The organism is Paenibacillus sp. J2TS4 (assembly GCF_018403245.1).
GTDB lineage: Bacteria > Bacillota > Bacilli > Paenibacillales > NBRC-103111 > Paenibacillus_L.
In genome coordinates this window covers 306,194-329,563 of record NZ_BOSH01000007.1, presented here as the reverse complement: position 1 = coordinate 329,563, position 23,370 = coordinate 306,194, and the positions used below count along the sequence as shown (strand labels likewise).

General features: G+C 51.1%; 24 protein-coding genes and 1 tRNA gene. 23 read left to right on the top strand and 2 right to left on the bottom strand.

Annotated elements, in window-relative coordinates; genetic code table 11:
• Window positions 1–27 precede the first annotated feature (27 nt).
• From ppaX to KJS69_RS17065, 18 genes are all read left to right on the top strand, one after another.
• Complete coding sequence (ppaX, locus tag KJS69_RS17150) at window positions 28–678, top strand: pyrophosphatase PpaX (RefSeq protein WP_213584991.1); 651 nt, start codon at window positions 28–30, stop codon at window positions 676–678.
• Window positions 675–1,181: an acyltransferase gene (locus KJS69_RS17145; RefSeq protein ID WP_213584990.1), complete on the top strand. Its 507-nt coding sequence runs from the start codon at window positions 675–677 to the stop codon at window positions 1,179–1,181. The genes ppaX and KJS69_RS17145 overlap by 4 nt, the downstream gene beginning before the upstream one ends.
• A gap of 301 nt (window positions 1,182–1,482) precedes the next feature.
• Window positions 1,483–2,682 (top strand): ATP phosphoribosyltransferase regulatory subunit, encoded by a 1,200-nt coding sequence (locus KJS69_RS17140; RefSeq protein ID WP_213584989.1) that lies wholly within the window; start codon window positions 1,483–1,485, stop codon window positions 2,680–2,682.
• A gap of 14 nt (window positions 2,683–2,696) precedes the next feature.
• Window positions 2,697–3,326 carry an ATP phosphoribosyltransferase gene (hisG, locus tag KJS69_RS17135; RefSeq protein WP_213584988.1) on the top strand — a complete coding sequence of 210 codons (630 nt, stop codon included), beginning with the start codon at window positions 2,697–2,699 and terminating at the stop codon, window positions 3,324–3,326.
• Between the two features lie 21 nt (window positions 3,327–3,347).
• Entirely contained in the window at window positions 3,348–4,640 is a 1,293-nt protein-coding gene (hisD, locus tag KJS69_RS17130; protein WP_213584987.1) for a histidinol dehydrogenase, read from the top strand.
• Window positions 4,630–5,244 (top strand): imidazoleglycerol-phosphate dehydratase HisB, encoded by a 615-nt coding sequence (gene hisB / locus KJS69_RS17125; RefSeq protein ID WP_213584986.1) that lies wholly within the window; start codon window positions 4,630–4,632, stop codon window positions 5,242–5,244. The genes hisD and hisB overlap by 11 nt, the downstream gene beginning before the upstream one ends.
• Before the next feature lie 3 nt (window positions 5,245–5,247).
• Entirely contained in the window at window positions 5,248–5,850 is a 603-nt protein-coding gene (hisH, locus tag KJS69_RS17120) for an imidazole glycerol phosphate synthase subunit HisH (protein WP_213584985.1), read from the top strand.
• A gap of 409 nt (window positions 5,851–6,259) precedes the next feature.
• The gene (hisF, locus tag KJS69_RS17115) at window positions 6,260–7,018 is read left to right on the top strand and encodes an imidazole glycerol phosphate synthase subunit HisF (RefSeq protein WP_213584984.1); all 759 of its coding nucleotides are present in this window, start codon (window positions 6,260–6,262) and stop codon (window positions 7,016–7,018) included.
• Window positions 7,019–7,083: 65 nt separating this feature from the next.
• Window positions 7,084–7,752, top strand: a complete 669-nt coding sequence (gene hisIE / locus KJS69_RS17110) for a bifunctional phosphoribosyl-AMP cyclohydrolase/phosphoribosyl-ATP diphosphatase HisIE (protein ID WP_213585031.1) — start codon at window positions 7,084–7,086, stop codon at window positions 7,750–7,752.
• A gap of 215 nt (window positions 7,753–7,967) precedes the next feature.
• Window positions 7,968–8,918, top strand: a complete 951-nt coding sequence (locus tag KJS69_RS17105) for a ribose-phosphate diphosphokinase (protein WP_213584983.1) — start codon at window positions 7,968–7,970, stop codon at window positions 8,916–8,918.
• Between the two features lie 214 nt (window positions 8,919–9,132).
• Window positions 9,133–10,896, top strand: coding sequence for a tetratricopeptide repeat protein (locus KJS69_RS17100; RefSeq protein WP_213584982.1), 1,764 nt, complete (start codon window positions 9,133–9,135; stop codon window positions 10,894–10,896).
• Window positions 10,897–10,980: 84 nt separating this feature from the next.
• Window positions 10,981–11,934: a thioredoxin-disulfide reductase gene (trxB, locus tag KJS69_RS17095; protein WP_213584981.1), complete on the top strand. Its 954-nt coding sequence runs from the start codon at window positions 10,981–10,983 to the stop codon at window positions 11,932–11,934.
• A complete protein-coding gene (locus tag KJS69_RS17090; RefSeq protein WP_213584980.1) occupies window positions 11,927–12,076 on the top strand; it encodes a hypothetical protein in 150 nt (49 codons plus the stop codon). The genes trxB and KJS69_RS17090 overlap by 8 nt, the downstream gene beginning before the upstream one ends.
• Before the next feature lie 49 nt (window positions 12,077–12,125).
• On the top strand, window positions 12,126–13,085 hold the full coding sequence (locus tag KJS69_RS17085) for an ROK family glucokinase (RefSeq protein ID WP_213585030.1): 960 nt from the start codon (window positions 12,126–12,128) through the stop codon (window positions 13,083–13,085).
• Window positions 13,086–13,247: 162 nt separating this feature from the next.
• Window positions 13,248–14,135 carry an RNase adapter RapZ gene (gene rapZ / locus KJS69_RS17080; RefSeq protein WP_213584979.1) on the top strand — a complete coding sequence of 296 codons (888 nt, stop codon included), beginning with the start codon at window positions 13,248–13,250 and terminating at the stop codon, window positions 14,133–14,135.
• On the top strand, window positions 14,132–15,139 hold the full coding sequence (locus tag KJS69_RS17075) for a gluconeogenesis factor YvcK family protein (RefSeq protein WP_213584978.1): 1,008 nt from the start codon (window positions 14,132–14,134) through the stop codon (window positions 15,137–15,139). The genes rapZ and KJS69_RS17075 overlap by 4 nt, the downstream gene beginning before the upstream one ends.
• A gap of 5 nt (window positions 15,140–15,144) precedes the next feature.
• On the top strand, window positions 15,145–16,095 hold the full coding sequence (whiA, locus tag KJS69_RS17070; RefSeq protein ID WP_213584977.1) for a DNA-binding protein WhiA: 951 nt from the start codon (window positions 15,145–15,147) through the stop codon (window positions 16,093–16,095).
• A 100-nt stretch (window positions 16,096–16,195) separates the two neighbouring features.
• Complete coding sequence (locus KJS69_RS17065) at window positions 16,196–16,465, top strand: HPr family phosphocarrier protein (protein WP_213584976.1); 270 nt, start codon at window positions 16,196–16,198, stop codon at window positions 16,463–16,465.
• A gap of 840 nt (window positions 16,466–17,305) precedes the next feature.
• On the opposite strand, the gene clpP is transcribed toward KJS69_RS17065, so the two are convergent.
• Together clpP and KJS69_RS17055 are read right to left on the bottom strand one after the other, a co-directional pair.
• A complete protein-coding gene (gene clpP / locus KJS69_RS17060; protein WP_213584975.1) occupies window positions 17,306–17,887 on the bottom strand; it encodes an ATP-dependent Clp endopeptidase proteolytic subunit ClpP in 582 nt (193 codons plus the stop codon).
• 170 nt (window positions 17,888–18,057) lie between these two features.
• A tRNA-Arg gene (locus KJS69_RS17055) sits at window positions 18,058–18,132 on the bottom strand.
• A gap of 235 nt (window positions 18,133–18,367) precedes the next feature.
• On the opposite strand from KJS69_RS17055, the gene KJS69_RS17050 reads away from it, so the two are divergent.
• From KJS69_RS17050 to tpiA, 5 genes are all read left to right on the top strand, one after another.
• Complete coding sequence (locus KJS69_RS17050) at window positions 18,368–18,886, top strand: PCYCGC domain-containing protein (RefSeq protein ID WP_249730572.1); 519 nt, start codon at window positions 18,368–18,370, stop codon at window positions 18,884–18,886.
• Between the two features lie 277 nt (window positions 18,887–19,163).
• Window positions 19,164–20,183: a sugar-binding transcriptional regulator gene (locus tag KJS69_RS17045; protein WP_213584974.1), complete on the top strand. Its 1,020-nt coding sequence runs from the start codon at window positions 19,164–19,166 to the stop codon at window positions 20,181–20,183.
• Window positions 20,184–20,265: 82 nt separating this feature from the next.
• Complete coding sequence (gap, locus tag KJS69_RS17040; RefSeq protein ID WP_213584973.1) at window positions 20,266–21,270, top strand: type I glyceraldehyde-3-phosphate dehydrogenase; 1,005 nt, start codon at window positions 20,266–20,268, stop codon at window positions 21,268–21,270.
• A 139-nt stretch (window positions 21,271–21,409) separates the two neighbouring features.
• A complete protein-coding gene (locus KJS69_RS17035; RefSeq protein ID WP_213584972.1) occupies window positions 21,410–22,591 on the top strand; it encodes a phosphoglycerate kinase in 1,182 nt (393 codons plus the stop codon).
• A 24-nt stretch (window positions 22,592–22,615) separates the two neighbouring features.
• Window positions 22,616–23,368 carry a triose-phosphate isomerase gene (gene tpiA, locus KJS69_RS17030; protein WP_213584971.1) on the top strand — a complete coding sequence of 251 codons (753 nt, stop codon included), beginning with the start codon at window positions 22,616–22,618 and terminating at the stop codon, window positions 23,366–23,368.
• Window positions 23,369–23,370: the final 2 nt, after the last annotated feature.

Below are 23,370 nucleotides of genomic sequence, written 5' to 3'. Positions count from 1 at the left end.
AGGAATCCTGACAAGGAGCAACCAACCATGATTAAAACGATCCTATTTGATTTGGACGGAACGATTATCAATACCAATGAATTGATTATGGCTTCTTTCATCCATGCGCTGGAGGGAAGGACCAAGGAGGCAATGACTCGGGAACAGATGATTCCTTACTTTGGCGAGCCGCTTGTGGATCAAATTAAACGGTTCAGCGGTTTGGATCAGGTGGATGATTTGGTCGAGAAGTATCGGCATTATAATGTGACCCGGCATGATGATTTGACGACGGAATTTCCCTATGTCAAGGAAGTAATCGCCCAACTCTATGAAGATGGGATCCGGATGGGTGTAGTGACGACAAAAATGAAAGATACAGCTTATAAAGGGCTCGAATTATTCGACCTCGATCCCTACATGCAGGTTGTAGTAGCGCTGAATGACGTAAAGGCCGCTAAGCCGGATCCGGAAGGAATTCTGCTGGCGATGCGCGAATTGGGCGCTGACCCCCAGAGCACATTAATGGTGGGGGATAGCCAGTACGATATTATGGCCGCGCAGAATGCCGGAATTCGCGCAGCGGGTGTGGCCTGGTCGATCAAGGGAAGGGAGTTTCTGAGTCAATTCAACCCGGATTATATGCTTAACGATATTAGAGAGCTGCTGGATCTTGCGGCAAAGAGGGATCGGTCTTGAGAAAAGTAAAGAGGTACCCGACGGAAGGCCCCAACGCTTTATGGCAAATCTATAGTACGGTTAGCAAGTGGAAGGCGGTCCGGAATTTTGTATTCATTCAAATTTCACGGTACTTGCCTTCTTTACGTATGAAAAATTGGATCTATCGCCGAGTGCTGGGCATGAAGGTGGGAGAACATACCTCGTTTGCTCTTATGGTGATGGTGGATGTTTTTTTTCCGGAAAAGATTCATGTGGGCAATAATTCCATAATCGGCTACAACAGCACGATTCTGGCTCACGAATATTTGATTCATGAATATCGTCTGGGGGAAGTGCGGATTGGTTCCAATGTGATGATCGGAGCGAATACGACAATTTTGCCCGGGGTGACCATCGGAGATCATGCCATTGTCGGGGCTGGGTCCGTCGTGCACAAGGATGTGGCTCCCTATAGCTTTGTAGCCGGGAATCCGCTGCAGGTCATCCGGGAACGATACGAAGAGACGAGGGAAGAGCCCTGATATTCATGGCCTGAATGATAAAAATCTTTGTTAAGGCATTTAATCATTGAGGCGTTTAAACATTGACGGAGTAGGCATCTCATGATATAGTAACGATTAATTCCTTTAATTTAGTAGTATGGTAGCACGCTAAAGCGAAGCTTGCCTTTGACCGTTTCATACAAAAGGCTTGAAGCTTTGTAGCTCGGAGGCACTTTCCTTCGGAACGGAAGGGAAGCTTTTTCTCATTGAAGTATGTTTTATTATCCACAGCGAGAAGCTGTGCGATAGATAAATTTATTTGTAATAAGGAGGGGAGCTCATGTCTAAGCCCAAAGTGTTTGAAAAACCGACCGGAGTTAAGGATTATTTACCGGAAACGGTTTCCAAGCTGCGAAGGATCGAAGCCCGTGTTCTGGAATGTATGGAGAAGTGGGGATACAGTCAAATCATTACGCCGACTCTTGAATTTTACGACACGGTCGGTACAGCCAGTTCTACTATGGATAAAAAGCTGTTCAAGCTGCTGGATCAGAACGGCCGGACGTTGGTGCTCCGTTCCGAATTGACCGCACCTATCGCGAGGGTAGTCGGTTCCTTGCTTAAGGATGAGCCGTTTCCTTTACGTTTATCCTATCATTCCAATGTGTTCCGGGCCTTCGAGCAGGAGGCCGGGAGGGAGTCGGAATTTTTCCAGACCGGGGTGGAACTGGTCGGCGACGGGTCTCCCGAAGTGGACGCCGAAGTGATTGCTCTGGCGATTGCTACGCTTCAAGCAGCGGGCTTGCAATCGTTTAAGATATCTCTTGGCCACGTAGGCTATCTGAATGGCCTGTTCAATGAAACGCTGCCGGGGCGCATAGAGGAGCAGGAGGAACTCAAGAGATGCTTGCTGAAGCGTGACCATGTCGGTTACCGGCAGCAGCTTCAGAAGCTGGATTTGGTTGACGAGACGCGGCGTGAGCTGGAAGGAATATTGCGGCTGCGAGGCGGGGAAGAGATTTGTGAGCAAGCCCGTTCCGTGACGGAGGATCCATTGGCTCAGCAATCGATTCAGCATTTATGCGAAATTTGGGATGTGCTGGAAGTCTATGGTGTAAGCGGCTATGTGTTAATCGATTTGACGATGATCGGTGATTTTTCCTATTATACGGGCATGACCTTTGAAGGATATTCCGCGGATCTCGGCTTCCCGGTCTGCAGTGGAGGACGCTACGATAATTTGCTTGCCATGTTCGGACGTCCGGCACCGGCCACCGGCTTCGCGCTTAAGACGGATCGGATTCTTGAAGCGGTCTCGAAGCTTTCCGTCGATCGCCTCCGCCGTGTATTGGTCGCTTATACCGCTAATGGACGCAAAGCAGCGTTTAACTGTGCCGCCCAGCTTAGGGAAGAAAGCGGAGTGCAGGTGGAGACTCGCCGCGTGGACGGGGAATGGAACGACGAAGCACGTACGCCGGATGCGGACGGCTTGTACCGTTATATGGGCAAAGTATATGATGAAATGAATTATTTCGGATAAAGGGGGAGAGGCGAATGCGGGAATTTCTTAAAGTAGCTATGCCTAAAGGGCGAATCAATCAACCGGCGGTACGGCTGCTTCAACAAGCGGGCTTCTCCATTCCGGACGATCTGGAAGAATCGCGCAAGCTGATTATTACCGTACCGGAGGCTCGAATGGAATTTATTATGGCCAAGCCGGTCGATGTGGCGACCTACGTCGAGTATGGCGCAGCAGATATCGGAATCGTGGGCAAGGATGTGCTGATGGAGGAAAACCGGGATGTTTACGAGCTGCTCGATTTGCAAATTGCCCAGTGCCGAATGTCGGTCATCGGCCTGCCGGATTGGAAGCCGGAGACGAATCCCAGGGTAGCTACCAAATATCCTAATGTCGCTTCGCAGTATTTTCGCGAGCGCGGTCAGCAGGTTGAAGTGATTAAGCTGAACGGCTCGATCGAACTGGCTCCTCTGATCGGTCTGGCCGACCGGATTGTCGACATGGTCGAGACCGGACGGACCTTGAAGGAGAATGGTCTGGTCGAGATGGAGCCGATGTTCGCCGTAACCAGCCGGCTTATTGCCAACCGGGTCAGCTATCGGATGAAGAGTGAACGAATTCAAGAGCTGTGTGACCGCCTGCAGGCGGTTATCCAGGAACAATAGAATGATAAGGAGGATGTCACGATGCGGATCTTACCGGCCCAATCTTTCTCGATCCAAAGAGAAGAGGAATACGGAAGCCCTGAGCAGAACCGGGCGGTGAAGGAAATCATTGAGCGGGTCCGGGCGGAAGGAGACCGGGCTCTGTTCGATTATACCGAGCGCCATGACCGGATCAAGATCGAGAAGCTGCGGCTGGACGAAAGCGAAATTCGGGCAGCCTATGAGCAGGTGGACGCCTCGTTTCTCGAAGCGCTCCGCGAAGCCGCCGCTAATATCCGGGCGTTTCACGAGAAGCAAAAACGGAATTCCTGGATGGACCCGCAGCCGGACGGCAGCCTGTTGGGCCAGCGAATCCGTCCGCTTAAGAGAGTGGGTCTCTACGTGCCGGGCGGCAAGGCGGCGTATCCCTCATCCGTGATGATGAACGCGATTCCCGCTCTGGTCGCCGGCGTGCAGGAGATTGCCATGGTGACTCCGCCCGCTACGGCCGGACAGCCGGGAATCCATCCGTACGTGCTGGTGGCCGCCGCCGAGGTCGGCATCACGGAAATTTACGGCGTTGGCGGAGCCCAGGCGGTCGCCGCGCTGGCATACGGCACCGAGACGATCCCCTCGGTGGACAAAATTGTCGGCCCCGGCAACATCTATGTCGCCCTCGCCAAACGGTATGTGTTTGGCGCGGTAGACATCGACAGCATCGCCGGGCCGAGCGAGATTGTCGTGCTGGCCGACAGCACCGCCGATCCCGCCTATGTGGCGGCGGATCTGCTGTCCCAGGCGGAGCACGACGAGATGGCCTCCGCCGTGCTGGTGACGCCTTCGGCGGAGCTTGCGGAGCAAGTCCGCCGAGAGGTGTCGCGCCAGCTCGAGGAGTTGCCCCGCAAAGCGATAGCGGAGCAATCGCTGCGGGACTACGGCGCCATCCTGACGGTGGACAGCCTCGAGGAAGGCATCGAGGTTGTGAACCGGTTGGCGCCAGAGCATCTCGAGCTGATGGTCGAGGAGCCGTTCCGCTATCTCGGGGCTATCGAGAATGCGGGGGCGATCTTCCTCGGACCGTACAGCTCGGAGTCGGTCGGCGATTACTTCGCCGGGCCTAACCATATTCTGCCGACGAACGGAACGGCCAGATTTTCTTCGCCGCTTAATGTAGATGATTTCCTGAAGAAATCGAGCGTGATCTATTACAGCAGACAAGCGCTGCTGGAGAACGGCCGCAAAATCATAACCCTCGCAGAGCACGAAGGGCTGCAAGGGCACGCCCGGGCCATCGAGGTTCGGTTGGAAAAGGAGGAAAACGGAGATGTCCGATAATAACGTGCAGGCGTCGCGTCAGCGTCAGGCCGCGATTCAGCGGAAAACAGGAGAAACCGACATCGAGCTGTCTTTTCAGGTGGACGGTACGGGAGTATCTGAGATTGAGACGGATGTTCCTTTTATGAACCATATGCTGGATTTGTTTACGAAGCACGGTCATTTTGATCTGAAGGTTAACGGTCGGGGCGATGTCGAAATCGACGATCATCATACCGTCGAAGATATCGGGATCTGTCTCGGCCGGGCGCTGCGCGAGGCGCTGGGTGATAAAGTGGGGATCAAAAGGTACGCGAACGTATTCCTGCCGATGGATGAAGCGCTCGCCCAGGTGGCGATTGACGTGAGCAACCGTCCTCACCTGGTCTACAAAGCGGAGTATCCGTCTGCGAAGGTAGGCAGCTTCACCACCGAGCTCGTTCATGAATTTCTGTGGAAGTTCGCTCTCGAAGCGCGGATTACCCTCCATGTTATCGTCCATTACGGACAGAACACGCACCATATGATTGAAGCCATCTTCAAGGCGCTGGGGAGAGCGCTGGATGAAGCGACAACTATCGATCCACGGGTGAAAGGCGTCCCTTCGACGAAAGGGGTGCTGTAAGCCTTGATCGCGATCATCGATTACGGAATGGGCAACCTGCACAGCGTCAGCAAAGCGGTGGAGCGATTAGGATACGAGGCGGAGGTTATTTCGGACGCTGAGAGACTGTCGCTGGCGGACGGGGCGATTTTGCCGGGAGTAGGCGCATTTGGCGATGCGATGCGGGAGCTCCGCTCTAGCGGGCTGTCAGAAGCCGTCCTGGATTACGCCCGTTCAGGCAAGCCTCTGCTTGGCATCTGCCTGGGCATGCAGCTGTTGTTTACCGCGAGTGAGGAGCATGGCGAGCATTTCGGGCTCGGCCTGCTCCCCGGTCGGGCGGTTCGTTTTAAAGGGGATTTCAAGGTGCCGCATATGGGCTGGAACCGGCTGAGCTTTCACCAGGAAAGCCCGCTTTTTGCCGGGATGGAAGAGGGGCATGTCTATTTTGTCCATTCGTATCATGTTATGCTGGAGAAGGAGTCCAATTTATTGGCCTCCACCGATTATTACGGCCAAGTGACGGCCATCGTAAATGAAAACAACGTATACGGGATGCAGTTCCATCCGGAAAAAAGCGGAGCCGTAGGCATGCGGCTGCTGGACAATTATTTGAAAATGTGCCGTTAGCTGGGGGAACGGGATGCTGTAAGCGTCCTAAAAGGCCAGAACCTGCAATAATACAGGTCTTTTGGAGGAATCTAGCTAATATCAGTAAAAGACCTACAAAACTGCAGGTGAATTTAGCTGTTACGCTGAGTTTCGAAGTTTTGCGGCGATTGACATGCATTTTTGCTCGTCTTTTTGAGATTTGTCGAATTTTCGCAAAAAGACATGTATTTTAGATTGTCTTTGATGCGATGTGCAATGCATTGACCATGTCTGGGCGGTTTTGGGCAATTCAGACAATTATGGCCCATGGCAGTTCAAGCTTGTTCCGAAGTGCGCATGCTAAATTGGGCGGGAAGGCCGCTCGCGCATGACTTGCCTTACCGGGCTGGCGGCAAGGCAGTAAATTTTGAAACCAGGAGGGAGAGCCATGGTGGCGAAACGAATCATTGCGTGTCTCGATGTTAAGGATGGACGGGTAGTGAAGGGCGTCAATTTTGTGAATTTGCGGGATGCGGGAGATCCGGTCGAGTTGGCCGCTTTCTATGACAAGGAAAAGGTGGATGAGCTTGTTTTCCTGGACATTTCCGCATCGGTGGAAGGACGGGCGACGATGGTCGAGGTGGTCCGGCAAACCGCCGCCCAAATATCCATTCCTCTAACGGTAGGAGGAGGAATCTCCAGCGTCGAAGATATGAAGCGGCTGCTGAGAGCCGGCGCCGATAAAATCGGGATGAATACGGCGGCCATCCGGAATCCCGAGCTGATTTCGGAAGGAGCCCGCAAGTTTGGCTCCCAATGCATCGTCGTAGCGATCGACGCCAAGTATAACGAAGCTTGGGGAGATTGGGAAGTCTATACGCATGGAGGACGCAGCGAAACCGGCATCCGGGCTCTGGATTGGGCCAAACAGGCGGAGGAGCTTGGAGCCGGTGAGCTGTTATTGACCAGTATGGATGCGGACGGGACGAAGGACGGTTTTGATCTGAAGTTGACTCGTGCGATATCCGAGCATGTCGGTATCCCGGTTATCGCTTCGGGGGGAGCGGGCACGGCTGAGCACTTCTATGAGGTATTCACCGAAGGAAAAGCGGATGCTGGCCTGGCCGCTACTGTTTTTCACTATAAAGAATTAACGGTTCAAGGCGTCAAGGACGTCCTGAAGCAAAAAGGGGTGGAGATTCGTTGACAGAGTCGAATGCAAACCTGCAATCTGCGGATTTAGAACATAATGAGCCCGGCCCTGGCAAAGATTTGGGTCAGGTCAGGGAGGTCATTCGCTGGGATGATCGGGGACTGGTCCCGGCCATCGTTCAGGATGCGATCAGCAAGGATGTACTGATGATGGCTTATATGAATAAAGAAGCGCTGGATAAAACAGGCGAAACCGGGAAAGCCTGGTTCTGGAGCCGCTCCCGCGGCGAGCTGTGGCATAAGGGAGCTACTTCCGGCAATGTGCAGCACGTGCAGTCCATACAGTACGACTGTGATGCGGATACGTTATTGCTGAAGGTCATTCCTCAAGGTCCCGCCTGCCATACCGGCCGGTATACCTGCTTCCATAACGAAGTCGCTCTGCCTCAGGCAGAACCCTTGGGGACTTCTTCAGAAGCGGATCGGTTCGCCATTCTGGGCAAGCTGGAATCGATCGTCGCCGAGAGGGATGCCGAGCGCCCGGAAGGCGCTTATACGACGTATCTTTTCGAGCAGGGTGTGGACAAAATACTGAAGAAGGTCGGCGAAGAAACGGCGGAAGTGATCATCGCGGCCAAAAATGAGGACAATGAAGAGCTTCGTTATGAATCCAGCGATTTGATCTTCCACCTCCTCGTGCTGTTAAGAGACCGCAAGCTTCCATTGGACGACGTGCTGTCGGAATTGAACCGAAGGCATATCCAGAAACCGGCGGGAAATTTTAAATAAGTTGGTTTGCGGCTTCGGACCCGGACAGACGAACAAAAGTCTTTCCGGAGCCCGGCCGCTTTGTTGGCGTTCACGCCAAATGTGAACAAAATGTTCACTAAAATGTCCAGGGATTCAGGCCGTGTGACTTTTGAATTTGCCATTGGGCACGTTATAATAATACTATTGACCTTTTATTGTAGCGCAGGTGGGTTACAAAGTATCGGGAGGGTATCATGCACAGCAATCATTTCAAAGTATTTGCCGGTTCATCCAATCCGAAGTTAGCCGAATTAATCAGTCAAGACCTGGGTCAGCCTCTCGGAAGGGTGAAGCTTTCCCGTTTTAAAAGCGGGGAGCATTATTGTCTGTATGAAGAGTCGATTCGCAACTGTGATGTGTTTTTGGTCCAAACGTTCTCACATCCGATCAACGAGCATTTTGTTGAGCTCCTGGTTATGATTGACGCAGCCAAACGGGCTTCCGCGAAAACCATTAACCTGGTTCTTCCCTATTACGGATATTCCCGGCAGGAGAGGAAATCCGCACCGCGCGAACCGATTTCCGCCAAAATGGTTGCCGATGTTCTCACAACCGCCGGAGCGGACCGGGTCATCACGATCGATCTGCATTCCCCGGCTATTCAAGGCTTCTTCAATATTAATGTCGATCATTTGACCGCTTTGGATTTGATCAGCGATTATATTAAGAAGAAAAACATTCCCGACCCCATCATTGTTTCCCCGGACGCTGGAAGAGCGACGACGGCGGAGAATTTGGCCAATATTCTGGCAGCGCCGTTTGCCATTATGATCAAGAAGCGCCCGGAGCATAACGAGTCCGTGATTACTCACGTCATTGGGGATGTGGAAGGCAAGACGCCGATCATTATCGAGGACTTGATCGATACCGGAACGACGATCATTAATGTGGTGGAAGGCTTGAAGGAGCGCGGCGCCAAAGATGTATACGTCTGTGCGACCCATCCGGTATTCTCGGGACCGGCGCTTCAACGACTGGATCACCCAAGCATTAAGGAGGTCGTGATTACCGACTCGATAGCTATTCCGGAGGAGAGATCGGATCGTTTTAAGGTCATCTCCGTATCTCCCCTGCTGTCTAATGCCATCCGGATTATTCGAGAAGGAGGCTCTATCAGCTCTTTGTTCAAATACGGCGGAGTTTGATTGCAGGCACCATTAGTGAAGCCAGAACATGGGCTGTTCGGGGCTGTTCCTCCTTATGATTCCATGTAGTCAACTGAATCAGAAGTGTTAGAGCGGGGTAGAAACACTCCGCTAAAGGTAAACGGTAGGTATTCCGGGCTAACTGTGATATACTTTGTTTGATAACCTGATGGATGCGGTTCGCCGCTGATCAGATGACGGAGGTGCCTTGCCTATGGGAAGGAAATTACGTGTGGCAGACCAGCCAAAGCCTAAAGTCATCTCACTCAAAATGGATGCCACCTTCTTTTTCGAGAGGGCTGTCCGATCATTGGATCGACTCCATTATGACAAGGCTCTTAAATATTTCCGCAAAGCCGTTGATTATGAGCCCGAGAACCCGGTCAATCATTGTAATTTGGCAGGGATTCTGTCAGAGATGGGCCTGTATTCGGATTCTAATCTGATTTTGAGGCAAATTATAGATGAAGTAGATCCGTCTATGACGGAATGTTATTTCTATATGGCGAACAATTACGCCAATATGGAAGATTTTGAAAACGCTGAGAAAGCGATTATTCAATATTTGGAAAAAGACCCAAGCGGCCAATACCTGGAAGAGGCTGAAGAGATGATTGAGCTGCTCAGCTATGAATTGGAACGGCCGACTCCATTGACCTTCATCAAGAGCCGGGAAAGCCTGTTTGAGCATGATAAGGCTCGCAGCCTGCTGGAGGAAGGACGCTTTGGGGAAGCGGTTCGCGTGTTGAATCGTCTCATCAAGAAGTACCCCGATTTTCTGGCGGCGCGCAACAATCTGGCGCTGGCTTATTATTACATGGGCCAGTTTGATAAAGCGATGGAGACCATCGTACAGGTGCTGGAGATGGATCCCGGCAACCTGCACGCTTTAAGTAATCTCGCCATTTTCTATCAGCATTTCGGCGCCGAGCAGGAGCTGGAGAAGCTGCTGTCCCTGCTCAGGAAAACCTATCCTTTTCATGATGACCATGTATTTAAGCTGGCCACCACGATGGGGATCTTGGGCGAGCATGAAACCGCCTATGTGTTATTCAGGAGATTGCTCAAGAGCGGGGAAGTAGGGGACGACCCCTGCTTGTATCATTATACGGCGGTAGCCGCTTATAATATCGGACGCTTGAAGGATGCGCGCAAATATTGGCAGCATGCGGAGAAGCTGGACCCGAAATCGGACATTCCCCGGTTTTACCTGAGTCAGCTGGATGAGGACCTGGGAGAGCCCGGCCAGTCGGGCAAGCCCTATTTCAGCTACCATTACCATCTTCCGTTCGAGGAACAGTTCCGGATGATTACCAAAACGAAGGATGCCGTGCCCGAATCCATTAAGCGCGATCCTTTGATCCGTTCGTCTTTCTTTTGGGCGTTGAGACACGGGGATGTGGAAGCCAAGCTTCAAGTCATCCAAGCTTTCGGGATTATTGCGGATGCGGAAGTGGAGGAAGCGCTGCGCCATTTCCTTATGGAGCCGGAGGAAGACGATTATTTGAAAAGAGTCGCCTTATTCGCTCTTCGCAGCATGGGGGTGACGGAGCCGCTGCAAGCGGCCTTGGCGGGGACAACGGTTACGCTGCCCGCGACGCCGGTCTCTCCGGATCTTCCAATCTGGGAGCCGAAATGGCAGTTGGTGCTGGAGCTTGCGCTCAAGCATATGCAAAAAAGATACGACATGATTGAACAATATGATATGGAAACCCTTTGGGTGGAATACTTATCTCGAGCGTATCCTTCCGTTCCAGGGATTCATAAAGCGGAAGGCTGGGCCGCAGCGTTGGAATATTTGACGGCCAAGATGCATCGGCGCGCCATATCTTATGAGGAAGTGTCCCATAGATATAACATATCGGTGACGACGGTCTGCAAGCATGTTAAATCCATTGATGAAACCTGCGGGCTCAAGCAAAAGATGGAAGCGATTTTCCCTAAATTTTCCAATTATATGAAGCAAGAAGAACAGTAGCACCGGACCTTCTGCCGATCCTTGCGGTTCGGCAGCCGAGTCTGGTCTCATTCTAATTGGCTAACCAGGTAAGGAGGATGGAAGATGTATAAGTCTATTGTAATCGGAACCGGTCCGGCCGGATTGACGGCGGCTATCTACTTGGCCCGCGCTAATTTGAACCCTTTGGTCATTGAAGGCCCGGAGCCGGGAGGCCAACTGACGACGACGACCGATGTTGAAAACTTCCCCGGGTTTCCCGACGGCATTATGGGCCCGGAACTGATGGATAACATGCGTAAGCAGGCCGAACGGTTTGGCGCTGAATTCAAAACCGGCTGGGTCAACAGCATCGACTTGAGCAAACGCCCGTTCAAGATGAGCGTGGAAGGGATCGGCGAGCTGGAGTCCGAAACGGTCATTATTTCGACAGGGGCTTCCGCCAAGCTTCTCGGCATCGCTAACGAGAAGGAAAGCATTGGGCGGGGAGTCAGCACTTGTGCGACCTGTGACGGTTTCTTCTTCCGCGGCAAGAAAATCATCGTTGTCGGCGGTGGGGATTCGGCTATGGAGGAAGCTAATTTCTTGACTCGCTTTGCTTCAGAGGTGAACCTGGTTCATCGTCGTCAAGAATTAAGAGCCTCCAAAATTATGCAGGACCGCGCTCGCGATAACGAGAAAATATCGTGGAGCCTTGACCGGACTCCGCTGGAGGTAATCACCGGCGATAAGGGTGTCACCGGCTTAAAGGTGAAAAATAACGAAACCGGGGCGGAAGAGATTATTGAAGCCGACGGTATCTTTGTCGCCATCGGGCATACGCCCAACACCTCTTTTCTCGGGGGGCAGATCGATACGGATGAAGTAGGCTACATCCAGGTTAAGCCGGGGACTTCCGAAACGAATATTCCCGGAGTATTTGCCTGCGGAGACGTTCAGGACAATAAATACCGTCAGGCTATTACGGCGGCAGGCAGCGGCTGTATGGCGGCGCTGGATTGCGAGAAGTTTCTGGAAGGCAGCATGGTTCATGACTGGAGCAAAAGCTTAAGTGAATGATGGCGAAGGTTCCGGAACGGTCTGGAATATCGCGGACAAGGGAAGAAAGGATGAGTTGCCACCAACTTATCCTTTCTTCTCCATTGAACATCATCGATTAGGCGGTCCTGCCGCGGTGGCTCTGATTTGTAAAGCGGGTTAGAACTGCTATGGCGGCAGGAGCAGTCAAATAATGGAGAGGTGACATGGAAATGTCGGGAAATCTTTATGTCGGCATCGATTTGGGAGGCACCAACATTAAGGTTGGAGTCTGTGACGAAACAGGTAAGCTTCTTCATTCCTATGAAGGACCTACCGGAACGGAAGAAGGGGCGGACGTTATTCTATCCAGAATAGAGGAATATGTTCGCAAGCTGGTCTCGGATGCTTCTCTATCTATGGACCAAATTGAAGGAGTCGGAGCGGGTATCGCCGGTTTCCTCGATATTCCGAACGGGATCGTCTTGGAATCTCCCAATATCACGCCCTTTCGCAATATCCCGTTGGTACAAATTCTCGAAGAGCGGCTTGGTAAACGAGTCATCCTTAATAATGACGCTAACGTAGCCGCTCTGGGAGAAGCATGGGGCGGAGCGGGTGCCGGAATCTCCAATCTGGTCTGCTATACTCTCGGAACAGGCGTCGGAGGCGGTATTATCATTGATGGCCAAATCCACCAAGGGTTCTCATCCATGGGAGGCGAGCTAGGGCATATGCAGGTGGTTCCCGATCTGGAAGCGATCGTGTGCGGCTGCGGCCAAACCGGTTGTCTCGAGACCGTATCGTCGGCTACCGGCATCGTTCGGATGGCCAAGGACGCGGTGGAGCGCGGGGATAAAACCTCTCTGCAGCTGATGGAGGAAATTACGGCCAAGGATGTGTTCACGGCCGCTAAAACCGGCGACGAGGTGGCTGTGCGGATCGTTAACCGGGCCGCATATTATATTGGCCGTTCTATGGCGATGCTGGCTGTCGTAGTCAATCCCCAGCGGTTTATCCTCGGGGGCGGCGTGTCCAGAGCAGGGGATATTCTGTTCGAGCCGATTCGTGAAATTTTTAACCGGTATACACCGGCCCCAGGACGGGAGGGCGTCGATATTGTGCCAGCGATGCTGGGCAATGATGCCGGAATGGTAGGAGCCGCAGGACTGGTTCGGCAAGCTCAGCCATAGAAACTGTAATAAACGCGTCTGCTCGTGCCAGACATCATATGATGGAAGTTTTCTTATTATCGCATCTATAGAATGGACGGATTTGGATTAGCTGACGAAGAAATCTGGACTCTTATACTCTTCATAACTGTATATATATAGTACCGGGAAGGAGAGGACGCAATGGAAGAAAGGAATGAATTGGCCAAATTGGTCATCATTACGGGGATGTCCGGGGCGGGCAAGACGATAGCCGTACAAAGTCTGGAGGATTTAGGATTTTTCTGCGTCGATAATTTACCGCCTGTACTCATTCCTAAATTTGCCGAGCTTATTGATCAATCTAACGGCAAAATCGGGAAAGTCGCCCTCGTCATCGATCTCCGGGGACGTGAATTTTTTACTGCCTTATTTGAATCCCTTCGCTATATTAAGGAAAACTACACGATATCCTATGAAATTTTGTTTTTGGATGCGACCGATTTGGTTCTGGTTCAAAGGTATAAGGAAAGCCGGAGAAGGCACCCGCTGGCTAAGGACGGGTCTCCGCTGAGCGGAATCCAGCAGGAAAGAAGGCTGCTGGAGGAGCTTAAAGGGATGGCCACACAGGTGATCGATACGACCAGTCTGAAGCCTGCCCAACTGAAGGAGCAGATCGTCTCCCGCTTCATTCATTCCGATGAGGACATCATGAATGTAGATGTGATCTCCTTCGGTTTTAAATACGGGGTGCCTATCGATGCGGATTTGATCTTTGACGTCCGCTTTCTTCCTAACCCGCACTATATCGAGCAGCTCCGTCCTAATACCGGGCAGCATCCGGATGTGTTCGATTATGTGATGAAGTGGGGAGAGACGCAGGAATTCCTCACGAAGCTGCTGGACATGTTGAACTTTCTTATTCCGCAGTATAAGAAAGAAGGCAAGCGCAATATCGTTATCGGAATTGGCTGTACCGGCGGCAAGCATCGTTCCGTGGCGATCAGCGAGTATCTGGGCAAAACTCTCGGCTCCAGTGAAACCGAAAAAGTCCGGGTCTCCCACCGGGATTCCGAGCGGGACCGCCGATGAAGAAGGAGACGATCTACCCTGTGGAAGACGGGGAAAAAGCAGGACGTCCCAAAATCGTCGTCATCGGAGGCGGAACCGGCCTGTCGGTTATGCTTCGCGGGTTGAAGCATAAGCCTTTGGATATTACGGCCATCGTCACCGTTGCGGATGACGGGGGAAGCTCAGGCATCCTTCGCGACGAGATGCAGATTCCTCCGCCGGGAGATATTCGCAACGTTCTGACTGCACTCGCCGACGTAGAACCGATGCTGTCGCAAATGCTTCAGCACCGTTTCAACAGCGGGAGCGGATTAGCCGGGCACAGCTTGGGCAACCTAATTCTAGCGGCAATGAAGGAGATTACGGGAGATTTTGTTTCCGGTGTACGGGAATTGAGTCGAGTGCTGGCCGTTCGCGGCAGGGTGTTGCCCGCTTCCAACCATTCCGTTATTCTTAGAGCAGAAATGGAAGACGGCACGATCATTGAAGGCGAGTCCAAAATTCCTCAAGCCGGGAAAAAGATCAAACGGGTTTCCATCGAGCCGGCGGATGTTCAGCCTTTGGACGAAGCGGTGGAGGCGATTGAGGAAGCCGATGCCATCCTTATGGGGCCGGGAAGCTTGTACACCAGCATTCTTCCGAACTTGCTCGTTCCTAAGCTTGCCGAAACGATAGTCCGCTCCTCCGCCGTCAAAATTTTTGTATGCAACGTGATGACACAGCCTGGGGAAACGGATAAATACTCGGTAAATGACCACCTGCAGGCCATTTACGATCACATCGGACATGATCTGTTCGATTACGTCATCGTCAATAACGGCAGTATTCCTCAGCAAGTTCAGCAGAAATATGCGGAAGAAGGAGCCGAGATCGTACGCCTCGATGTGGAATCGGTCACGGGACGCGGCTGCCGCGTCATAGCTGATCGCCTGGTGCTGTTCCGCACCTATTTGCGGCATGATGCCGATAAATTAAGCCGCCATATCTATGATTTGGTGCAGCGGGGAATGTCGGAAAAGAGGTGAGGGGAATGTCTTTCGCGGCAGAGACGAAGAAGGAATTGACGTTGATTCAAGGCGACGAGGAGTGCTGTGAGCAAGCGGAGCTGTCCGCACTGATCCGGATGAACGGTGCGGTCCAATTGACGAATCAGCGAGTCGTTCTGGATATATCCACAGAGAATGCCGCCATTGCCCGTCGCATTTATTCCCTCATGAAGAAGAAATTCCAGGTGCATACCGAGCTGCTGGTCCGCAAAAAAATGCGGTTGAAGAAAAACAATGTCTACATCGTTCGAATTCCTAGTCAAGTCCAGGAAATACTGGCTGAGCTCAAAATCGTATCGGAAGGCTTTCAGTTTACGCCCGGTATCGACGAGCTCATCATTCGCAACGATTGCTGCCGCAGAGCATATTTAAGAGGCGCTTTTCTTGCGGGAGGATCGGTTAACAATCCGGAAGGGTCTTCTTATCACTTGGAAATTGCTTCGATGTATGAGGAGCACTGTAAAGCACTAGTAGCGCTGGCCAACCAGTTTATGCTCAATGCCCGGTGTATCGAACGCAAAAAAGGTTTCGTCTTCTACATTAAGGAGGGCGAGAAAATTACCGAGTTTCTAAGTCTTATCGGAGCTCATCAAGCTTTGCTGAAATTCGAAAATGTAAGAATCATGAAGGATATGCGCAATTCGGTCAACCGGATTGTCAACTGCGAAACAGCTAATTTAAACAAGACGATTGGCGCTGCTGTGAGACAAATTGAGAATATCAAATTGCTGCAAAAAGAGATCGGCCTGGCTAACTTGCCCGACAAGCTTAGGGAAGTAGCCGAAATTCGCCTCCAGTATCCGGACATCAACTTAAAAGAGGTCGGAGATTTGTTAAAAGGGAAAGTCAGCAAATCCGGAGTTAACCACCGACTTCGCAAAATTGACGAGATGGCGGAAAAAATTAGGGGCGAAAATAAGAAAGCCGACTTTTGACCTAGTGTAGTTGTGGGAAAAATGATATAATACTTTAAAAACTTGTTCATTGGATAAGTTCGGGATGTTTGTTATTAAGAATGGTAGGGGGTATTGGTTCATGACAAAGCGACCTGTTGTTGTAAAATTGAAAACAGGCTTACACGCAAGGCCCGCCGCTTTGTTTGTACAGGAAGCCAACAAATTCTCTTCTGAAATTTATGTGGAAAAGGACGAAAAACGGGTAAACGCCAAAAGCATCATGGGAATTATGAGCTTGGCGATCAGTTCCGGTACGGAAGTAGACATAAGTGCGGAAGGCGCGGACGCGGAACAGGCTGTAAACGCTTTAGTAGCGCTGGTCAGCAAAGAAGAGTTGGAAAATCAATAAGCAAGTGAGATGGGTTTACATACAATGAAACCCTCTCCAACGGAAGGCTCGAATCCGAGCGAGTTGGAGAAGGTTTTTTTGTGCTTTTTTGAGAACTTGGCTCAAAACCGGAATCCGTGCTTGGCGGGAAAGAGCCGATGAGAATGAGCTCCAGAGGAAGAGACGATGTGTCTTGCTCGACAAGACGCTAAATAGCTCCGCAAGAAGAGATGGTGCGAACTAGCTCCACAGACGCTAACTAGCTTAAGGGAAGAAACGGTGTGAACACAGCTCCACAAGACGCTAACTAGCTCCATAGGAAGAAACGGTGTGAACCAGCTCCACAAGACGCTAACTAGCCCAAAGGAGAAATGGTGCAAACTAGCTCCACAAGACGCTAACTAGCTCTATAGGAAGGAAACGATGCGAAAGGAACTGCTCGTTAATCGGTGTTCTTGGTTAGGCAAGAAAACAAAATCGTGGTGCAAATCTGCACCTCAATTCTACTGTTGCAGTCATTTTTGCGATTACGGTGTAAAAATGCGCTCTATTTTCTACGTTTTGAGAAATTTAGTCGATTTCGCCAAATTAAAGAGTACTTTTGCACTTGAATGCCCATTTTGGGGAAAAGGTTGGATTTAAGAGGTATTTTTGCACTTTAATTTCTAAGCAGCAGCTCTTTATTTCATCGTCACACCGCAACATCGCAATTGAAGCTTTTGGAGCAGAATAAAAGCATTTTTACTCTTATTCCACTGCGATGGGAGCTTTGGAGTAAGCAAGGTGCATGGCTTCGATCATAAAAGAAAAGGTGATTAAGAAGAGGGAGCCCCTGCTTAATCACCTTAAATAATAATCATCTTACAAAGATTTGATAACTTTATCGATGAGCCCGTACTCCGCGGCCTGATCGGCCCACATGAAGTAGTCGCGGTCGGTATCCTTCTCGATTTTGTCCAGCGGCTGTCCGGTTCTATCCGCGAGGATGAGATTCAATTTCTCCCGCATTCTAATAATGCGTTTGGCGCGGATCTCGATATCGCTCGCCTGACCCTCGGCTCCGCCGAGAGGCTGGTGAATCATAATTTCGCTGTTAGGCAGCGCATAACGCTTGCCCTTTTCCCCTGCCGCTAATAAGAAAGCCCCCATCGACGCGGCCAATCCAACACAAATCGTGGAGACGTCGGATTTAATAAACTGCATCGTGTCATAAATCGCCATTCCGGCTGTAATGGAACCGCCGGGGCTGTTAATATACACATGAATGTCTTTATCGGAATCTTGAGCATCCAGGAACAGGAGCTGCGCGATGACCGTATTGGCTACGGCATCGTTAATCGGTGTTCCCAAAAAGATGATCCGGTCTTTCAGCAAACGGGAGTAAATATCATAAGCGCGTTCTCCTCTTGCATCCGGTTCGACAACCATAGGAATAAAGCTCATAGCCGTTAATCCTCCTTATCACCATCTAAAATGTTAATCCTTAAAGTGTAGACTAAAATAAGAGCCTAAATACATCATACAGAATATTTATCGATTGGTCAAGAAAGGTCAAACAATGAAATAAAAAAAATCGTCCAGCTAAAAGGAACGATCGATTATTGTTTGCAAAATGGCGCGCCCGCGAGGAATCGAACCTCGATCTCAGGCTCCGGAGGCCTACGTCATATCCATTGGACCACGGGCGCATAACACCTATCAATTTAAACAAGCAAAAGTAATTATATGATACCGCGAATAAAAAATCAAGTAGCAAATCCTGTATAAAAGATTATTCAGTTACGAAGGGACCCTTTAGAAATTTAGTGAGCCGGACGAGAGATAGCATTTGCCACACTACTCATTGTATAATGGGTATGGTTTTATGAACGGAGATGCCTCACCGGATCAAGAAATGATTTTATGTAAGGAGATGCTAACTTCATGATGAGTCCAAAACTAGCCCGTACCCGATGGTTGACCATGCTGGTGTTAGTGCTTCTCACAGCGATATTCGTATCTGCATGCGGCGCTACAGAGGCGGGGAACCATGACCAGGATAAAGATGCAGTGGTCCGGCTTCCCAACGGGGATATTCAAGAAAGAACCGCGTCTGCTGATCAGCTTCCTTCTTTTCTGGACGGGCAGCATGAAATCGTGGTTCACGCGTACCAAACGGCTGCCGCTCATACGGACCTTCTCGACTGGATGCCCTGCTACTGCGGATGCGGCGAGGTAGCTGGCCATAAGAGCAATAAAAACTGTTTTATTAAGGAAGTCGCGGAAGATGGCTCTGTCGTCTGGGACGACCATGGAACCCGCTGCAATGTCTGCATTGAAATCGTGGAAGTTTCGGCTCAGTTAAAAGCCAAGGGGCAGTCAGACAAAGAGATTCGCGAGCTAATCGATAAGGCTTACCAGGAGGGCTATGCGCCGCCAACTAAAACTCCAATACCACAATAGGCGTGCAGCTCGAAGTAGACACGTAACGGGTTGGGACGGTTTCGTATTATGGTGAAAAAAGAATATGGATCATCCATCCTGGGACCGCTTGGTCCCTTTCTTTTCAAAAGAGAGGCTGCCAGGGTTGTTGCAAAACGGTTGAAAATTCGCTACAATGAGTCCATAAGATAGTTTCTTTTTTTTATGACCTTATGGGACTTAAAATGTTTACGCGGGACATTTCGTGTCCATGTCTGGATCTTGGAATCCAAAGTATTGGCAGGGGTGATATCAAACCATGAGGGCTATTCTTGAAATTCAAAAGCAGCTTATGCCCGACATGATCGAATTGTTGAAAAAGCGATACACCATCCTGCATCACATTCAAGTCTCTCGCTTGGTGGGCCGCAGAACATTGGCTTCTTCCCTCAACATGACCGAACGTGTCCTAAGAGGAGAAGTCGAATTTCTGAAAAACCAAGGATTGCTCGAAGTGGAGAGCTTCGGCATGAGAGTGAGTGAAGCGGGCCAGAAGCTGCTGGAACAGCTGGAGCCGATGATTAAGGAGCTATTCGGATTGTCCGATATGGAGAAGCAGATTGGCGACGCTTTTCAACTGGAGAAGGTTATTATCGTTCCGGGAGATTCGGACCTTTCCCCTTCCACCCGGAAGGAGCTCGGACGGGCCGGGGCATCGGCCCTGCGCAAGATGGCTCAGGAGACGGGCGTTATCGCCGTTACCGGCGGTTCTACGATGGCTGAGGTGGCTAACCATCTAAGTCCTTCCACCCCGCTTAAGGGCAGCCTGTTCGTGCCGGCCAGAGGGGGGCTTGGAGAAAGTGTGGAGCTGCAAGCCAATACGATTGCTTCCATTATGGCCAAAAAAACCGGAGGAAATTACCGGCTGCTGCACGTGCCGGATCATCTCGGAGAAGAAGCCTATCAATCTCTGATCCAAGACCCGAATATCCGTGAGATTATAGATGTCATCCGCGATACACGGATTGTCGTTCACGGAATAGGAGAAGCTATTGTTATGGCCAAAAGGCGCAAGCTGGACACCGCCACGATTGAGCAGTTGATGGCCGACGGCGCGCTTGCGGAAGCGTTCGGTTATTATTTTGACCGCGAGGGTAAAGTGGTTCATAAGATGCCGACCGCCGGGCTGAGGCTGGAAGACTTGCAGAATACGAAGGTCATTGCCGTAGCCGGGGGCGCAAGCAAAGGCGAGAGCATCGCTTCGGTGCTTAAGTTCGGCCAGGAGCACGTGTTGGTGACGGACGAAGCGGCCGCTAGAGAAATGTTGAATTATATTTAGACATCCAAGTGATCTTGACGCACCCTCCCAGGTTCGTCTTGAGATATATAACCTAAGTTCAAAAGAATGAGGAGGAATCATCATGGTAAAAGTAGGGATTAACGGTTTCGGACGGATTGGCCGCAACGTGTTTCGCGCAGCGTTCAACAACCCGGAAGTAGAGATTGTTGCTATTAACGATTTGACGGACGTCAAAATGCTTGCGCATTTGCTGAAATACGATACGACTCACGGTAGATTCGAAGGAAATGTAGAAGTGGGCGAAGGCAGTATCATCGTAAACGGTAAGGAAGTTAAAGTATTTGCAGAGCGCGATCCGGGCAACTTGCCTTGGGGCAGTGTTGGTGTGGATATCGTTGTGGAATCGACGGGGATTTTCACAGATAAAGCTAAAGCAGAAGCACATCTGAAAGGCGGAGCCAAGAAAGTCATCATTTCCGCTCCCGCTACTAACGAAGATATTACAGTCGTTATGGGCGTTAACGAAGATCAATACGATGCTTCCAAGCATACGGTGATCTCCAACGCTTCCTGTACGACCAACTGTCTGGCTCCTTTTGCCAAAGTATTGAACGACAAGTTCGGTATCGTTAAAGGAATGATGACTACCGTCCACTCCTACACGAACGATCAGAATGTGCTGGACTTGCCGCACAAAGACGCTCGTCGCTCGCGTGCTGCTGCAGAGAACATTATTCCTTCCACTACAGGAGCAGCCAAAGCGGTTTCCCTCGTTCTGCCTGAGCTTAAAGGCAAGCTGAACGGAATGTCTTTCCGCGTGCCGACTCCGAACGTATCCGTGACAGACCTGGTCGCTGAACTGAAAACGAACGTTACGGTGGACGAAGTTAACGCAGCGCTGCAAGCAGCCGCTAACGGTCCGCTGAAAGGCATCATGAACTATACAGAAGAGCCGCTCGTGTCCAGCGACTTCAACGGAGATCCGGCTTCTTCGACCATCGACGCTTTGTCCACTATGGTCGTAGGCGACAACATGGTCAAAGTCGTCTCCTGGTACGACAATGAGTGGGGATATTCCAACCGCGTTGTGGACTTGGCTCTGTACATCGCGTCCAAAGGTTTGTAATACGCAATAAATCAATTAGAGGAGAATAGCTATTCTCCTCTAATTTTGAGTATAAACAGCACTCCAATTGGAAGAAGGACTCGTCGGGAGACGGCTTGTCTTCCGGACGGAGGACCGAATGTGAGAAGGAGGGAATCGCTTGAACAAAAAAAGCGTTCGTGACGTACAAGTGAATGGGAAAAAGGTGTTTGTCCGGGTTGATTTTAACGTCCCTCTCAAGGATGGAGAAATTACCGACGATACCCGGATTCGCGAAACTTTGCCAACTATCCGTTATTTGATGGATAACGGAGCCAAAGTCATTCTGGCCAGCCACTTGGGCCGGCCTAAAGGGCAGGTTGTAGAAGAGCTGCGCTTAACACCTGCTGCCGTGCGCCTGTCTGAGCTGTTAGGCAAGCCGGTTGCCAAAGCGGACGAAGCGGTTGGCGAGTCGGTGCAGGCGAAAATTGCCGAGATGAAGGACGGGGACGTTCTCTTGCTGGAGAATGTTCGCTTTTATCCGGGAGAGGAGAAGAACGATCCCGAATTGGCGAAATCGTTCGCCGAGCTGGCTGATCTGTATGTGAACGATGCTTTCGGCGCTGCTCACCGGGCTCATGCTTCGACCGAAGGAATCGCTCATCATCTTCCTGCGGTGTCCGGTCTGCTGATGGAGAAGGAGCTGGAGGTGCTGAGCAAGGCGCTGAACAATCCTGACCGGCCTTTTACGGCCATCATCGGCGGAGCGAAGGTTAAGGATAAAATTGACGTCATCGATAATTTGATCAACCTGGCCGACAATCTGATTATCGGCGGGGGTCTGGCTTATACGTTCATCAAGGCTCAAGGCCATGAAATCGGCAAGTCGCTCGTCGATAACGAGAAGCTGGATCTGGCTCTAGAGTTCATTGGCAAGGCTAAGGAAAAAGGTGTGAACTTCCTGCTGCCGGTAGACGTGGTCGTTACCGATGATTTCAGTGAAGATGCGAATACGAAGATCGTCGGAATCGACGAGATGCCCGCCGATTGGGAAGGGATCGATATCGGACCGAAGACGCGGGAAATTTATGCGGATGTTATTAAAAAATCGAAGCTGGTCGTATGGAACGGGCCGATGGGCGTGTTCGAGATTGAACCGTTCTCCAAAGGAACCTTGGCGGTAGGTCAAGCTTGCGCCGAGACCGAAGCCTATACCGTTATCGGCGGCGGAGATTCCGCGGCGGCGGCGGAGAAGTTTAATCTGGCCGACCGGATGGATCATATATCGACCGGCGGAGGGGCTTCGCTGGAATTCATGGAAGGTAAAGCTTTGCCGGGCGTAATCGCTCTTAACGATAAATAATTAATAGGAAAGGAGCGGGTAAACATGAGAAAACCGATCATTGCCGGGAACTGGAAAATGTTTAAGACCGTTAAAGAAGCGCGGGCATTTGCAGAGGATGTCAAAGGAAAAGCAGAAGTAGAGGGAGTAGAAGCCGTTATTTGTGCGCCTTACACTCAATTGGCTTCCTTGGTCGATGCTCTGGAAGGCACCTCCGTTAAAGTCGGCGCGCAAAATCTTCACTGGGAAGAAAGCGGCGCTTTCACCGGGGAAGTTAGCGGACCGATGCTTCAGGAGACCGGAGTGAAGTATGTCATCATCGGGCACTCTGAGCGCCGGGCTTACTTTGCGGAAACGGACGAAACGGTAAACAAGAAGGTGCATGCCGCTTTCCAATACGGCTTGACACCGATCGTTTGTGTAGGGGAGAAGCTGGAGGAAAGAGAAGCCGGCCGTACCAAAGAAGTGTGCAAAACGCAAACGGAAGCCGCTCTCCAAGGGCTGACTGCAGAGCAGGCAGCGCAGGTCGTTATCGCTTATGAGCCTATCTGGGCGATCGGCACCGGTAAATCTTCTACGGCGGAAGACGCTAACGATGTGATCCGCTATATCCGCCAACTCGTGCAGGAGCAGTTCGATGCGGCTACGGCCGAAGCGGTTCGGATCCAGTACGGCGGCAGTGTGAAGCCGGGCAATATCCGCGAATATATGCAAATGTCCGACATTGACGGAGCTCTCGTAGGAGGGGCCAGTCTGGAGCCGGCTTCCTTCATTCAACTAGTGGAAGGGGCGCAATAAGC

Excerpts from the sequence above, each read along its gene's own strand:
- hisG (WP_213584988.1), top strand. The coding sequence starts at position 2,697 with ATGCGGGAATTTCTTAAAGTAGCTATGCCTAAAGGGCGAATCAATCAA.
- hisB (WP_213584986.1), top strand. The coding sequence starts at position 4,630 with ATGTCCGATAATAACGTGCAGGCGTCGCGTCAGCGTCAGGCCGCGATT.
- hisF (WP_213584984.1), top strand. The coding sequence starts at position 6,260 with ATGGTGGCGAAACGAATCATTGCGTGTCTCGATGTTAAGGATGGACGG.
- whiA (WP_213584977.1), top strand. The coding sequence starts at position 15,145 with ATGTCTTTCGCGGCAGAGACGAAGAAGGAATTGACGTTGATTCAAGGC.
- KJS69_RS17075 (WP_213584978.1), top strand. The coding sequence starts at position 14,132 with ATGAAGAAGGAGACGATCTACCCTGTGGAAGACGGGGAAAAAGCAGGA.
- tpiA (WP_213584971.1), top strand. The coding sequence starts at position 22,616 with ATGAGAAAACCGATCATTGCCGGGAACTGGAAAATGTTTAAGACCGTT.
- trxB (WP_213584981.1), top strand. The coding sequence starts at position 10,981 with ATGTATAAGTCTATTGTAATCGGAACCGGTCCGGCCGGATTGACGGCG.
- gap (WP_213584973.1), top strand. The coding sequence starts at position 20,266 with ATGGTAAAAGTAGGGATTAACGGTTTCGGACGGATTGGCCGCAACGTG.
- KJS69_RS17065 (WP_213584976.1), top strand. The coding sequence starts at position 16,196 with ATGACAAAGCGACCTGTTGTTGTAAAATTGAAAACAGGCTTACACGCA.
- KJS69_RS17050 (WP_249730572.1), top strand. The coding sequence starts at position 18,368 with ATGATGAGTCCAAAACTAGCCCGTACCCGATGGTTGACCATGCTGGTG.
- KJS69_RS17105 (WP_213584983.1), top strand. The coding sequence starts at position 7,968 with ATGCACAGCAATCATTTCAAAGTATTTGCCGGTTCATCCAATCCGAAG.
- hisD (WP_213584987.1), top strand. The coding sequence starts at position 3,348 with ATGCGGATCTTACCGGCCCAATCTTTCTCGATCCAAAGAGAAGAGGAA.
- KJS69_RS17100 (WP_213584982.1), top strand. The coding sequence starts at position 9,133 with ATGGGAAGGAAATTACGTGTGGCAGACCAGCCAAAGCCTAAAGTCATC.
- KJS69_RS17140 (WP_213584989.1), top strand. The coding sequence starts at position 1,483 with ATGTCTAAGCCCAAAGTGTTTGAAAAACCGACCGGAGTTAAGGATTAT.
- ppaX (WP_213584991.1), top strand. The coding sequence starts at position 28 with ATGATTAAAACGATCCTATTTGATTTGGACGGAACGATTATCAATACC.
- rapZ (WP_213584979.1), top strand. The coding sequence starts at position 13,248 with ATGGAAGAAAGGAATGAATTGGCCAAATTGGTCATCATTACGGGGATG.
- clpP (WP_213584975.1), bottom strand. The coding sequence starts at position 17,887 with ATGAGCTTTATTCCTATGGTTGTCGAACCGGATGCAAGAGGAGAACGC.
- KJS69_RS17045 (WP_213584974.1), top strand. The coding sequence starts at position 19,164 with ATGAGGGCTATTCTTGAAATTCAAAAGCAGCTTATGCCCGACATGATC.
- KJS69_RS17085 (WP_213585030.1), top strand. The coding sequence starts at position 12,126 with ATGTCGGGAAATCTTTATGTCGGCATCGATTTGGGAGGCACCAACATT.